The organism is Streptomyces sp. A18 (assembly GCF_059026065.1).
In genome coordinates this window covers 45,974-58,145 of sequence record NZ_JBWLKL010000028.1, presented here as the reverse complement: position 1 = coordinate 58,145, position 12,172 = coordinate 45,974, and the positions used below count along the sequence as shown (strand labels likewise).

12 protein-coding genes are annotated in these 12,172 nt (G+C 72.0%); 7 read left to right on the top strand and 5 right to left on the bottom strand.

Translation table 11 applies throughout. The annotated features are described in order from the left end of the window. Positions 1 to 12 precede the first annotated feature (12 nt). On the bottom strand, positions 13 to 2,292 hold the full coding sequence (locus AC5P1C_RS31705) for a heavy metal translocating P-type ATPase (protein ID WP_493869391.1): 2,280 nt from the start codon (positions 2,290 to 2,292) through the stop codon (positions 13 to 15). An 83-nt stretch (positions 2,293 to 2,375) separates the two neighbouring features. Next, positions 2,376 to 2,597, bottom strand: a complete 222-nt coding sequence (locus tag AC5P1C_RS31700; protein ID WP_493869390.1) for a heavy-metal-associated domain-containing protein — start codon at positions 2,595 to 2,597, stop codon at positions 2,376 to 2,378. Positions 2,598 to 2,825: 228 nt separating this feature from the next. On the opposite strand from AC5P1C_RS31700, the gene AC5P1C_RS31695 reads away from it, so the two are divergent. Further along, a complete protein-coding gene (locus AC5P1C_RS31695) occupies positions 2,826 to 3,818 on the top strand; it encodes a DUF8832 domain-containing protein (protein ID WP_493869389.1) in 993 nt (330 codons plus the stop codon). Positions 3,819 to 3,861: 43 nt separating this feature from the next. On the opposite strand, the gene AC5P1C_RS31690 is transcribed toward AC5P1C_RS31695, so the two are convergent. After that, a complete protein-coding gene (locus AC5P1C_RS31690) occupies positions 3,862 to 4,542 on the bottom strand; it encodes a maleylpyruvate isomerase family mycothiol-dependent enzyme (RefSeq protein ID WP_493869388.1) in 681 nt (226 codons plus the stop codon). Between the two features lie 93 nt (positions 4,543 to 4,635). On the opposite strand from AC5P1C_RS31690, the gene AC5P1C_RS31685 reads away from it, so the two are divergent. The 3 genes from AC5P1C_RS31685 (at position 4,636) to AC5P1C_RS31675 (ending at position 7,844) form a co-directional block, all read left to right on the top strand. Beyond that, complete coding sequence (locus AC5P1C_RS31685; RefSeq protein ID WP_493869387.1) at positions 4,636 to 5,304, top strand: HD domain-containing protein; 669 nt, start codon at positions 4,636 to 4,638, stop codon at positions 5,302 to 5,304. A 20-nt stretch (positions 5,305 to 5,324) separates the two neighbouring features. Beyond that, positions 5,325 to 6,404 (top strand): GNAT family N-acetyltransferase, encoded by a 1,080-nt coding sequence (locus AC5P1C_RS31680; protein ID WP_493869386.1) that lies wholly within the window; start codon positions 5,325 to 5,327, stop codon positions 6,402 to 6,404. Between the two features lie 189 nt (positions 6,405 to 6,593). Then, positions 6,594 to 7,844 carry a Cmx/CmrA family chloramphenicol efflux MFS transporter gene (locus tag AC5P1C_RS31675; RefSeq protein WP_493869385.1) on the top strand — a complete coding sequence of 417 codons (1,251 nt, stop codon included), beginning with the start codon at positions 6,594 to 6,596 and terminating at the stop codon, positions 7,842 to 7,844. Here AC5P1C_RS31675 and AC5P1C_RS31670 read toward each other — a convergent pair. Continuing rightward, entirely contained in the window at positions 7,795 to 8,067 is a 273-nt protein-coding gene (locus AC5P1C_RS31670; RefSeq protein ID WP_493869384.1) for a DUF4031 domain-containing protein, read from the bottom strand. The genes AC5P1C_RS31675 and AC5P1C_RS31670 overlap by 50 nt on opposite strands. Positions 8,068 to 8,098: 31 nt before the next feature. Then, on the bottom strand, positions 8,099 to 8,455 hold the full coding sequence (locus AC5P1C_RS31665; protein ID WP_493869383.1) for a DUF8819 family protein: 357 nt from the start codon (positions 8,453 to 8,455) through the stop codon (positions 8,099 to 8,101). A 100-nt stretch (positions 8,456 to 8,555) separates the two neighbouring features. Here AC5P1C_RS31665 and AC5P1C_RS31660 point away from each other — a divergent pair, with 100 nt between their 5' ends. From AC5P1C_RS31660 to AC5P1C_RS31650, 3 genes are all read left to right on the top strand, one after another. Continuing rightward, entirely contained in the window at positions 8,556 to 9,479 is a 924-nt protein-coding gene (locus tag AC5P1C_RS31660; protein ID WP_469024599.1) for a MurR/RpiR family transcriptional regulator, read from the top strand. A gap of 55 nt (positions 9,480 to 9,534) precedes the next feature. Further along, the gene (murQ, locus tag AC5P1C_RS31655) at positions 9,535 to 10,563 is read left to right on the top strand and encodes an N-acetylmuramic acid 6-phosphate etherase (RefSeq protein ID WP_493869382.1); all 1,029 of its coding nucleotides are present in this window, start codon (positions 9,535 to 9,537) and stop codon (positions 10,561 to 10,563) included. A gap of 62 nt (positions 10,564 to 10,625) precedes the next feature. Continuing rightward, positions 10,626 to 12,125 carry a PTS transporter subunit EIIC gene (locus tag AC5P1C_RS31650; RefSeq protein ID WP_493869381.1) on the top strand — a complete coding sequence of 500 codons (1,500 nt, stop codon included), beginning with the start codon at positions 10,626 to 10,628 and terminating at the stop codon, positions 12,123 to 12,125. The last annotated feature ends 47 nt before the right edge of the window (positions 12,126 to 12,172 follow it).

The following is a 12,172-nucleotide window of genomic DNA, read 5'->3' as shown; positions in this document are numbered from 1 at the left end:
GCCCCTCGCCGTTCAGCTCAGCGGCTTGAAGCCCCTCAGGCGCAGGCTGTTGCCGACCACGAAGACCGAGGAGAACGCCATCGCGGCACCCGCGATCATCGGGTTCAGGAGCCCGGCCGCGGCCAGCGGCAGCGCGCCCACGTTGTAGGCGAAGGCCCAGAACAGGTTCGACTTGATCGTGCCGAGCGTCCGGCGGGAGAGCCGGATCGCGTCCGCCGCCGCGCGCAGGTCTCCTCGTACGAGCGTCAGGTCGCCCGCCTCGATCGCGGCATCCGTGCCCGTGCCCATCGCCAGGCCCAGGTCGGCCTGGGCGAGCGCCGCCGCGTCGTTCACGCCGTCGCCGACCATCGCCACGCTCCGGCCCTCCGCCTGGAGGCGCTTGACGACATCGACCTTGTCCTGCGGCATGACCTCCGCGATCACGTCCTCGGGTGCGATGCCCACCTCGGCGGCCACCGATGCCGCGACCGCCTTGTTGTCGCCGGTCAGGAGGATGGGGGTGAGGCCGAGGGCACGCAGGCGGCGGATCGCCTCCGGGCTCGTCTCCTTCACCGCGTCGGCCACCTCCAGGACCGCCCGCGCCTCGCCGTCCCAGGCCACCGCGATGGCCGTACGCCCGGCCGCCTCGGCCTCGGCCCTCGCCCGCTCAAGCTCCACGGGGAGCCCGATGGCCCACTCCTTGAGCAGCGCCTCACGGCCGACCAGGACCGCGTGGCCCTCGACGATGCCCTGGACACCCAGGCCCGCGACGTTCGCGAAGTCCTCGGGGGCGGGCAGCGTGCCGACCCGCTCGGCGGCGCCCGTGGCTACGGCCTGGGCGATGGGGTGCTCCGAGGAGTGCTCCAACGCCCCTGCCAGGCGCAGGACTTCGTCCTCGTTCATCCCGGATGCGACATGCGTGGCGAGCAGGGTCATCTTGCCGGTGGTGACGGTGCCGGTCTTGTCCAGGACGATCGTGTCGACCTTGCGGGTGCTCTCCAGGACCTCTGGGCCCTTGATCAGGATGCCGAGCTGGGCGCCGCGACCGGTGCCGACCATGAGGGCGGTCGGCGTCGCGAGCCCCAGGGCGCAGGGGCAGGCGATGATCAGTACGGCGACCGCGGCGGTGAAGGCCGCCGTCAGGCCGGAGCCGTTGCCGAGCCAGAAGCCGAGGGTGGCGACGGCCAGGGCGATGACGACCGGAACGAAGACCGCGGAGATCTTGTCCGCGAGGCGCTGGGCCGCCGCCTTGCCGTTCTGCGCGTCCTCGACGAGCTTGGCCATGCGGGCGAGTTGGGTGTCGGCGCCGACGCGGGTGGCCTCGACGACCAGGCGCCCGCCGACGTTCAGCGTGGCACCGGTGACCGCGTCGCCCTTCGCGACCTCGACCGGCACGGACTCGCCGGTGAGCATGGAGGCGTCCACCGCGGACGCGCCCTCGACGACCTTGCCGTCGGTGGCGATCTTCTCGCCGGGGCGTACGAGGAAGCGGTCGCCGGTCTTCAAGTCGCTTACGGGGATGGTCTCTTCGCGCCCGCCATCCCTCAGCACCGTGACGTCCTTGGCGCCCAGCTGGAGCAGCGCCTTGAGGGCGGCTCCCGCCTTGCGCTTGGAGCGGGCCTCGAAATAGCGGCCGGCCAGGATGAAGGCGGTGACGCCCGCCGCGGCCTCCAGGTAGATGTTCCCCGCGCCGTCCGTGCGGGAGATGGTCAGCTCGAAGGGGTGCGTCATGCCGGGCGTACCGGCCGTACCGAAGAACAGCGCCCACAGCGACCAGATGAAGGCCGCCGACGTGCCGACCGAGATCAGGGTGTCCATCGTCGCCGCGCCGTGCCGCGCGTTCGTGTACGCGGCCTTGTGGAAGGGCCAGGCCGCGTACGTCACGACCGGCGCCGCGAGGGTCAGGGACAACCACTGCCAGTACTCGAACTGCAGGGCCGGGATCATCGCCATCGCCACGACGGGCAGGGAGAGCACGACCGCCGTGATCAACCGCTCGCGCAGGGGCCGCAGTCCGTCGTCGGCGGCTTCCTGCTCGTCGGCGGGGGCCGCGTCGGTGGCGGGCGGTGCGGGCTCCTGGGCGGTGTAGCCGGTGGCCTCGACGGTCGCGATCAGGTCGGTGACGGCGACGTCCTCGCCGCGGTAGCTGACCTTGGCCTTCTCGGTGGCGTAGTTGACGGTCGCCTCGACGCCGTCCATGCGGTTGAGCTTCTTCTCGATCCGGGCGGCGCACGAGGCGCAGGTCATGCCACCGATGGCGAGCTCTACTTCGGCGGTGGACGCCACCTCTGGGGTGCCGGGTGTGGTGGACATGTCTGCGGGCTCCTCGGGACGGGGTCCCCCCTGCTCCTCAAGAGCTTCGGGAGGGCGGGCTTACGGGGCGGGGCGGGGGCGGGTCAGACGCGGCCGACGAAGTCGTATCCGGCGTCCTCGACGACCTCCGCGATCCGCGCGTCGTCGGGCTCGGCGGTGCTGGTGACGGTGACGTGGCCGGTGCCGTCCGCGGGGATGCGGACGCCGCTGACTCCGTCGAGCGCGCCGAGGACGTCACTGACGACTCCCCTGCAGTGCGCGCTGTGGACGCCGTCGACCTTGTAGGTGGTGGTGTACGCGGACATGAACGCCTCCTGGGGCTTCGCGGGCCGGTCGGCCGTTTGGTCGACCCATCCGTCCGGGTACCCGGGGCGGGTACCTCCGACTGAGACCATTTATACCCCTGGGGGGTACCTAACGCAAGAGACCCCCGGGACTTGACTTCATACCCCTAGGGGGTATCTTCGAGGCATGGAGGGATCCGACGGCCACTCGCCTCGCCCCCTCACTCCACCCGTCTCTTGGGAGCCGTCATGAACACCGGAATGAAGATCACCGCCTTCGCCGCGGCGGTCGCCGCGACCTTCGGCACCGCGTACGGAGTGGGCCAGGGCGTCGACCCCGTGACCGCGGAGAAGAAGCCCGCGAGCGAGCACGGAGGGCACGCGGACGAGCAGGAGGGGGAGAAGGCGAAGCCAGGGGACACGGCAGGCGCAGAGGCCGAGACCGTGGTGCCCGGCGGTCTGCAGATCTCCGAGCGGGGCTACACGCTCGACCTGAAGACCTCCCGCATCGGCGCCGAGAAGCGCGAGGAGCTGCGGTTCACGGTGGTCGAGGACGGCGCGGGCAAGGACGGCAAGGGCAAGAACGTCACGGCGTACGAGACGGAGCACGACAAGGAACTGCACCTCATCGTCGCGTCGAACGACCTGACGACCTACCGCCACCTGCATCCGACCCGCGCGGCGGACGGCACGTGGTCGACGCCGGTCGAGCTACCGGAGGCGGGCGGTTACCGCGTCTTCGCCGACTTCAAGCCGGAGGGCGCGAAGGAGGGTCTTACGCTGGGGGCGGACCTCGCGGTGGCGGGGAAGTACGAGCCTCGGACGTTGCCCGAGCCCAACACGAAGGCCTCCGTCGGCGATGGCTACGAGGTCAGCCTCAAGGGCGAGTTGAAGCCGGGGAAGGCCAGTGACGTGACCCTGGACGTCGAGAAGAACGGCAAGCCGGTCACCGACCTCCAGCCCTACCTCGGCTCCTACGGCCACCTGGTCGCGCTGCGCTCCGGCGACCTCGCGTACCTCCACGTACACCCCACCGGCGAACCGGGCGACGGCAGGACGAAGCCGGGCCCCGGCGTCTCCTTCGAGGCGACGGCGCCGAGCGCGGGGTCGTACCGCCTGTTCCTCGACTTCAAGCATGAGGGAGAGGTGCGGACGGCGGCGTTCACGGTCCGGGCGGGGGCGGTCCCGCCGGGGGCGGGCGAGCATGAGGGCGCCTCGGAGCCGGGCGGGCACGGTCACTGACGCCGCCGGGGGGCGGGTTGCGGGTTGCGCTTCGCGCGGCCCCTCAGTCGAGGATCGACGACAGGTCCCTCTCCCTCAAGCCCGCCAGCTCATACCGCGTGCCCGTCAGCGGGCGTCCCATATAGAGGCGGATCAGGGTCGGGGCGTCGCCGATGTAGCGGGCAGGTGGGGCTGTGCCGTCGGGTGTGCCCAGGAGCAGTGGCTCGTCCCTGCCGTCGATGTCCGCGTGCAGCGGCACCGCGCCGACCGCCTTGCTGCGCGCGGCGAGCAGCAGCAGCGCGTCCAGGAGACCGGGCCCGCCGTACACCCCGGGCTTGCCCCACGCCTCGCGCACATCGCCCGCGTGCACCCACTCGCCGAGCGCGACCCCGTCCAGCAGCCCCTTGGACTTCGCGATGAACGGTCCCGCCTCCGTCATCCCCCGCTCCAGCTCGTCCACCACACGGGAGTTGGACCAGTCGGCGCGCTCGGCGATGTCACGGTCGTTGCTCTCCGGCGAGTACACGCCCTTCTCGAAGCGGCTCTCCACCACCCGCATCAGCGCCGAGCTGCAGTGCGCGAGCACATGGCGCACGGTCCAGCCCGGACAACACGTCCGGACCGCGTACGCGTCATCCGGCGCCGCCCGCAACAGCGGGATCAGCTCGTCGCGTTCGGTCTGGAGCAGCCGTCCGGGGCGCTCGGGGTCGTACATCTCGTCGGTCGTCCTCGTCGCATCGCTCATGGACGCAAGCCAACCGTCGTCACCCTCACATGGCAACGGCCCAATCCACCTTCCCCATACCCCCGGCGGGTATGCGGCGGTTAAAGTCACCCTATGGCCGACGACCACAAGAACGACGACGAGACCCACGAGCTCCTACGCACCCGCTGGCGCACCACGGTGCTGAGGGCACTGGACACGGACGAGTGCGTCGACCCGGATCGCTACGCCGGCAACCTGCTCACGCGCTGGGCCGAACCGCAGCGGCGGTACCACACCACCGCCCATCTGGTGGCGGTCCTCGACCACATCGACGTACTGGAAGGACACGCGGACGACCCCGATCTTGTCCGGCTCGCGGTCTGGTTCCACGACGCGGTGTACGCGCCCGAGCGCTCGACCAACGAGGAACGCAGCGCACGCCTCGCCGAACGCGCCCTGCCCGAGGTCGGTTTGACCGACGCGCAGACCGCCGAGGTGGCCCGCCTGGTCCGCCTCACCGTCACCCACGACCCCGCCGAGGGCGACCACAACGGCGAGGCGCTGTGCGACGCCGACCTGGCGATCCTGGCCGCCGCCCCGGACGCGTACGCGGCGTACGCCGCAGCCGTCCGCGAGGAGTACGCCTTCGTGCCGGACGAGGACTTCCGCGCGGGCCGGGCCGCCGTCCTGCGTCAACTCCTCGCCCTGCCGAGGCTGTTCCGCACCCCGTACGGTGCGGCCGAGTGGGAGGGCCCGGCGCGGGCGAACCTGGCGACAGAAATGGAGCTGCTGAGCGCCTGAGGCTCCCGTACGCTCGGCGCATGCTTTCCATGGGTGGGGACCAGGTCGAGGAAGCCGTGGCGTACGCGGCGAAGGTGCTGCGTACGGCGGTGGGGGGCGACTGGAGCGTCAAGGCGGGCGGGCTCGACTGGAGCTGCCTGCAGACGGCCGAACACATCGCGGGCGATCTCGTCGCGTACGCCGGGCAGTTGACGGGCCGGGCGACCGACGGGTGGGTCCCCTTCGAGATCGCCTTCGACGAGGGCTCGGGCCCCGAGGACGCGATCCGCGTGCTCGAATCGACAGGCGGCCTGCTCTCGGCGGTGGTCCGGACCACGCCACCGGGGGTCCGCGCCTACCACCCCTACCCGTCCGGGAGGGCGGACGCGGTGGGCTTCGCGGCGATGGGCGTGGCGGAGGTGCTGCTCCATACGTACGACATCACGCAGGCCCTTGGCGTGGAGACCGACCCTCCGGCCGGGCTGTGCGAGGCGGTACTCGGCTGGCTCTTCCCGCAGGTCATGCCCGCGGGGGCGCCCGCGGAGCAGTGGGCGACGCTGCTCTGGGCCACGGGCCGAGGCTCGCTGCCGGGGCGCGCGAAGCTGGAGGGGTGGCGCTGGCACAACGCCCTGGAGATCCCCGCCGGGCGAGTGGCCCTGCGGGAGGTCTCCCCGGCGGCTGCGGCCGACCTCGCCGCGGGCGGCACGGGGGGTCTGACGTGGATCGAGGGCGGGCCGTTCGACGGGACGCGGACGGCGGCGGAGATGGTGACGAAGGCTTATGCGTCCGGGGTGCATCGGCCCGAGTGGGGGATGTTCGCGCTGGTCCGCACGGAGGATGAGGTGGCCGTAGGCGGGATGGGGTTCCACGGGGCGCCGGACGAGGAGGGCGTGGCGGAGGTCGGCTATGACCTGGCGGTCGGCGCGCGGGGCCGAGGCTACGCCTCGGAAGCCCTGGCCTCCCTCTCCACCTGGGCCCTGGCCCGCCCCGGGGTCTCATCGCTCCTGGCCCTGATCGAACCCGAGAACACCGCTTCGCAACGGGTGGTCTCCCGAGCGGGTTACGTCCGCGCCCCGGACCGGGACGACCTGCGGGCCTACGTCCGCCACGGGGCCCCCTAAGGCCGCCGACACCACCCCCGCGGCCCCACCTGCGCGAACAGGCCTTTCCCCGCACCCCGCACCCCGCACCCGCCCCGCAGGGACCCCGCACCAGGAATGCCCCACCTCCCCCCAACGTTCACCACTGTTATGCCGACCCCCGTCCCAAAGGCCCCCCAGGCCAGCCAGCCCCCCAGGCCGGCCACCCGCATGCCCATAGCCGTCTACATCCTCGGCCTGGCCGTCTTCGCGCTCGGTACCAGTGAGTTCATGCTCTCGGGGCTCCTGCCCCCCATCGCGGACGACATGGACGTCTCCATCCCCCGCGCCGGCCTCCTCATCTCCGCCTTCGCCATCGGCATGGTCATCGGCGCGCCCCTCCTCGCCGTGGCGACACTCCGCCTCCCCCGCCGTACCACCCTCATCACGCTCATCACCGTCTTCGGACTCGGCCAGGTCGCCGGCGCCCTCGCGCCCACCTACGAGATCCTCTTCGCGTCCCGCGTCATCAGCGCCTTCGCCTGCGCCGGGTTCTGGGCCGTCGGCGCGGCCGTCGCCATCGCGATGGTGCCGGTCAACCAGCGTGCCCGCGCCATGGCCGTGATGATCGGCGGACTCTCCATCGCCAACGTCCTCGGCGTGCCCGCCGGTGCCTTCCTCGGGGACAACTTCGGCTGGCGGTCCGCCTTCTGGGCCGTCGGCGTCGCCTCCGCCATCGCCCTCGTCGGCGTACTGACCCTCATCCCGCGCATCCCGCTCCCCGCCGAGAAGCCGCGGCTCAAGCAGGAAATCGCCATCTACCGCGACCGGCAGGTCTGGCTCTCCATCGCGATCACCGCGCTCGCCGCGGGCGGCGTCTTCTGCGCGTTCTCGTATCTCTCCCCGCTCCTCACCGACGTCGCCGGTCTCGACAAGGGCTGGGTGCCCACCGTCCTCGGCCTCTTCGGAGCGGGCGCCCTGCTCGGCACCGCGATCGGCGGCCGCTTCGCGGACGCGCACCTCTTCGGCGTCATGCTCAGCGGCGCCGCGGCCTCGACCCTCTTCCTCGTGGCCCTCGCCCTCTTCTCCGACACGGCGGCCGTGGCGATCGCGCTCTCGTTCCTCCTCGGCGTCTCCGCCTTCTACACCGCCCCGGCCCTCAACGCCCGCATGTTCAACGTCGCGGGCGCGGCCCCCACCCTCGCGGGCGCGACCACGACGGCCGCGTTCAACCTGGGCAACACCGGCGGCCCCTGGCTCGGCGGCACGGTGATCGACCTCGACCTGGGCTACGCCGCGACGGCCTGGGCGGGCGCCGCGATGACGGCGGTCGCGATCCTCGCGGTCACGGCATCCCTGCGGCTGCACCGGAGGACACCCAGCCGCGTCGTCGCCACGGCCGCTCCCGGACCCGGCCCCGGACCCGACTCCCTTACGCCGGTGCCGGACGCCCCTTCGGCCTCCGCAACCCCGCACCCGTAAGCCTGCGCACCAGTTCCTTGGAGCCGACCTCCACCGCTCCCGCCCGCACCGCGTCCTCGTACCGGTGCGACGGCAGGTCGTAGTGGTCGCGCTCGAAGGCGCGCCACGGGGCGCCGATGCCCGCGGCGAACGCGTGCAGTTCCTCGTACGAGACGTCGCTGACCAGGTGCGACCACATGCGGCCGTGTCCCGGCCAGGTCGGCGGGTCGATGTAGACCGTCATGCCGGGTCGCCCTTCGCCCTGCGAGGAACCCTCACGTCAGGCCGCCCACCGGCGCCACGACCACGCCCGCCTTCCCGCACACCCAGTGCGGGTCGGGGCCCAACTCCGGCTCCACGTCGAGCGCGTGCGGGTCGCCCGCGCCGCAGACCGGGCAGAGCGGCCAGCGGCCGTAGCGCTCCAGGAGCGCGTCCTGGACGTCCTGGGCGACGAGGCCCGCGACGTACTCGACGCCCTCGGGCCACTGCTCCACCCACCAGCGGCGGTGCGCCACCGACGCCTCGACGAGCGAGACCACCTCGGCCTGGGCGACCTCGCGCGCCACGAGGTCGGCCAGCACAAGTGCGCGCGCGGCGTGCAGCGCCTGCTCCAGGGGGTCGATCTCGTCCATGCAGCCATTGTCCACCCCACGCGCAACCCGCCGAAGATCCATCCGAGATCGGGACCAAAGGGGTCTTGACCCATCCGGGGTCCGAAAATATCTTTCAAGCGTGACCAATGACGTGAAGGAAATTTTCGCGGGCGCCGCGCCCCCCGCCCCGGCCGCCCTGGCGGCCAAGGTGCGGACCCTCGCGCCGTCCATGACCCGCTCCATGCAGCTGGTCGCCGAAGCCGTCGCCGGCGACCCCGCGGGATGCGCCGCCCTCACGGTCACCGGCCTCGCCGAGCTCACCGGCACCAGCGAGGCCACGGTGGTCCGCACCGCCCGCCTCCTCGGCTACCCCGGCTACCGCGACCTGCGGCTCGCGCTCGCCGGACTTGCCGCCCAGCAGCAGTCGGGCCGCGCCCCCGCCGTCACCGCGGACATCGCCGTCGACGACCCGATAGCGGACGTCGTGGCGAAGCTGGCGTACGACGAGCAGCAGACCCTGGCCGACACCGCGGGCGGCCTCGACACCGTCCAGCTCGGCGCCGCCGTCGCCGCGCTCGCCGTCGCGCCCCGCGCCGAGATCTACGGCGTCGCCGCCTCCGGCCTCGTCGCCCAGGACCTCGCGCAGAAGCTGCTGCGCATCGGCCACATCGCCCACGCGCATTCCGACCCGCACCTCGCCGTCACGAACGCGGTGACGCTGCGTTCCAAGGACGTGGCGATCGCGATCACGCACTCCGGATCGACCGGCGACGTCATCGAGCCGCTGCGGGTCGCCTTCGAGCGCGGCGCGACGACCATCGCGATCACCGGGCGCCCCGGCAGCCCCGTCTCGCAGTACGCGGATCACATCCTGACCACATCCACCGCGCGCGAGAGCGAGCTGAGGCCCGCCGCGATGTCGTCCCGCACGAGCCAACTGCTCGTCGTGGACTGCCTGTTCGTGGGCGTCGCCCAGCGGACGTACGAGACCGCGGCCCCCGCACTGGCCGCCTCGTACGAAGCGCTCGCGCACCGGCACAGCCCGCGCGGCGGCAGCCGCTGATCTCCCGCACGCCGAGCCACCACCACCCCCGCCGCACACGAAAGAGCCGCACCTCATGACCTCCACGACCGACGCCACCCCCTCCCCCGCCCCCGGAAACGAATCCGGAAGCGGACCCGGAAACGAATCCGGGGCCGGGGACACGTACGGCGAACTCCGCGCCCAGCTGGACACCCTCACCACCGAGGCGTTCCGGCCCGAGCTCTCCGAGATCGACCGGCAGCCCACGCTGGAGATCGCGCGGATCATGAACGGCGAGGACGCCACGGTGGCCGCGGCCGTCGCCGAGCAGCTCCCGGCGATCGCCGCCGCCATCGACGGCACCGCCGAGCGCATGGCCCGCGGCGGGCGGCTCATCTACGCGGGAGCGGGGACGGCGGGACGCCTCGGAGTGCTCGACGCGTCCGAGTGCCCGCCCACCTTCAACACCGACCCGGCCGAGGTCGTCGGCCTCATCGCGGGCGGCCCCAGCGCCATGGTCACGGCGGTCGAGGGCGCGGAGGACAGCAAGGAGTTCGCGGCCGAGGACCTGGACGGGCTCGGCCTCACCGCGGACGACGTGGTCGTCGGCGTCTCGGCGTCCGGCCGCACCCCGTACGCGATCGGCGCGGTCGAACACGCACGGAGTCGAGGGGCCCTGACCATCGGTCTCTCCTGCAACGCGGACAGCGGGCTCGCGGCAGCCGCCGACCACGGCATCGAGGTCGTCGTCGGCCCGGAGCTGCTCACCGGCTCCACCCGTCTGAAGGCGGGCACGGCCCAGAAGCTCGTCCTGAACATGCTCTCGACGATCACGATGATCCGCCTCGGCAAGACCTACGGAAACCTGATGGTGGACGTACGCGCGTCGAACGAGAAGCTGCGCGCCCGCTCGCGCCGGATCGTCGCCCTGGCCACCGGCGCCTCCGACGAGGAGATCGAGACGGCCCTCGCCGCGACCGACGGGGAGGTGAAGAACGCCATCCTCACCATCCTCGGCTCAGTCGACGGCCCCACGGCCGCCGACCTGCTCGCTTCCTCGGACGGCCACCTCAGGGCCGCCCTCGACTCCGCGCGTACCACCCGCACGACCCGCACCACCTGACTTCACCTCCCCCAGCCGCTGAAGAACAGCGCCACCCTGCACACAGCAAGGCACCCCGCACCATGGCAACTGACAAGAACCGCGCCACAGCCGCCGCGATCCTTCCCCTCGTCGGCGGAGCCCAGAACGTCACATCCGTCGCCCACTGCATGACGCGCCTGCGTCTGAGCCTCGCCGACCGCTCGCTGGTCGACGACGAGGCCCTGAAGGCGCTGCCCGCCGTGATGGGCGTGGTCGAGGACGACACGTACCAGATCGTGCTCGGACCGGGCACGGTCGCCCGTGTCACGCCGGAGTTCGAGGCGCTGGTGGCGGAGGGGCACACCGGCGCCCCCACCGAACACACCCTCACCGCCGAGGAGTTGGCGGCGCAGGGAGCGGAGATCAGGGCGGCGAGGAAGGCGAAGAACGCAACCCCCTTCAAGCTCTTCCTGCGCCGCATCGCGAACATCTTCGTGCCGCTGATCCCTGCCCTCATCGGCTGCGGCATCATCGCGGGCATCAACGGCCTGTTGATCAACCTGGAGTGGCTGCCGGGCATCACCCCTGCGCTCGCGGCGATCGCCTCCGGGTTCATGGCGCTGATCGCGGTGTTCGTGGGCTTCAACACGGCGAAGGAGTTCGGCGGTACGCCGATCCTGGGCGGCGCGGTAGCGGCGATCATCGTGTACGCGGGCGTGGCGAACATCGAGGCATTCGGTCAGAAGCTGTCGCCGGGCCAGGGCGGTGTCCTGGGCGCACTGGGCGCGGCGGTCCTCGCCACGTACATCGAGAAGTGGTGCAGGCGTTGGGTCCCCGAGGCCCTGGACGTCCTCGTCACCCCCACCATCACGGTCCTGCTCTCCGGCCTGGTCACGATCTTCGGCCTGATGTTCCTGGCCGGTGAGGTGTCGACAGGCATCGGCACGGCGGCGAACTGGCTCCTGGACAACACGGGCGCGTTCGCGGGTCTGGTCCTGGGCGGCCTGTTCCTCCCCCTGGTGATGCTGGGCCTGCACCAGGCGCTCATCCCCATCCACACCACCCTGATCGAGCAGCAGGGCTTCACGGTCCTGCTGCCCATCCTGGCGATGGCGGGCGCGGGCCAGGTGGGCTGCGCGATCGCGGTCTACAAGCGCCTGCGCCACAACACCTCCATCCGTACGACGATCAAGTCGGCGCTCCCCGCAGGCTTCCTGGGAGTAGGCGAACCCCTCATCTACGGCGTCTCGCTCCCGCTCGGCCGCCCCTTCATCACGGCGTGCGTGGGCGGCGCGGCCGGCGGCGCGTTCATCGGCTTCTTCTCGATGATCGGCGAGAAGGTCGGCTCCACGGCGATCGGCCCGTCGGGCTGGGCCCTGTTCCCGCTCCTCGACGGCAACAAGGGCCTCGGCCTGACGGTCGCGATCTACGGCGGCGGCCTGCTGGTCGGCTACGTGGTGGGCTTCTTCGCCACGTACTTCTTCGGGTTCAGCAAGCAGATGCTGGTGGACTTGAACGTCGACGCGACGCCCCACGAGCAGGTCGTCGCGGGCTCCCCGGCCCCGTCCGCGGACCCGGCCAAGGCACCTGCGTCGGTCTGACCTCCGGCATCCGAAGGCGGCACCAGAAGGCGGCACCCCGCCCCGGC

Bases quoted from the DNA above. Each gene is read 5' to 3' on its own strand.
- AC5P1C_RS31665 (WP_493869383.1), bottom strand. From the start codon at position 8,455: ATGGACGAGATCGACCCCCTGGAGCAGGCGCTGCACGCCGCGCGCGCA.
- AC5P1C_RS31685 (WP_493869387.1), top strand. From the start codon at position 4,636: ATGGCCGACGACCACAAGAACGACGACGAGACCCACGAGCTCCTACGC.
- AC5P1C_RS31695 (WP_493869389.1), top strand. From the start codon at position 2,826: ATGAACACCGGAATGAAGATCACCGCCTTCGCCGCGGCGGTCGCCGCG.
- murQ (WP_493869382.1), top strand. From the start codon at position 9,535: ATGACCTCCACGACCGACGCCACCCCCTCCCCCGCCCCCGGAAACGAA.
- AC5P1C_RS31675 (WP_493869385.1), top strand. From the start codon at position 6,594: ATGCCCATAGCCGTCTACATCCTCGGCCTGGCCGTCTTCGCGCTCGGT.
- AC5P1C_RS31700 (WP_493869390.1), bottom strand. From the start codon at position 2,597: ATGTCCGCGTACACCACCACCTACAAGGTCGACGGCGTCCACAGCGCG.
- AC5P1C_RS31680 (WP_493869386.1), top strand. From the start codon at position 5,325: ATGCTTTCCATGGGTGGGGACCAGGTCGAGGAAGCCGTGGCGTACGCG.
- AC5P1C_RS31705 (WP_493869391.1), bottom strand. From the start codon at position 2,292: ATGTCCACCACACCCGGCACCCCAGAGGTGGCGTCCACCGCCGAAGTA.
- AC5P1C_RS31690 (WP_493869388.1), bottom strand. From the start codon at position 4,542: ATGAGCGATGCGACGAGGACGACCGACGAGATGTACGACCCCGAGCGC.
- AC5P1C_RS31670 (WP_493869384.1), bottom strand. From the start codon at position 8,067: ATGACGGTCTACATCGACCCGCCGACCTGGCCGGGACACGGCCGCATG.
- AC5P1C_RS31650 (WP_493869381.1), top strand. From the start codon at position 10,626: ATGGCAACTGACAAGAACCGCGCCACAGCCGCCGCGATCCTTCCCCTC.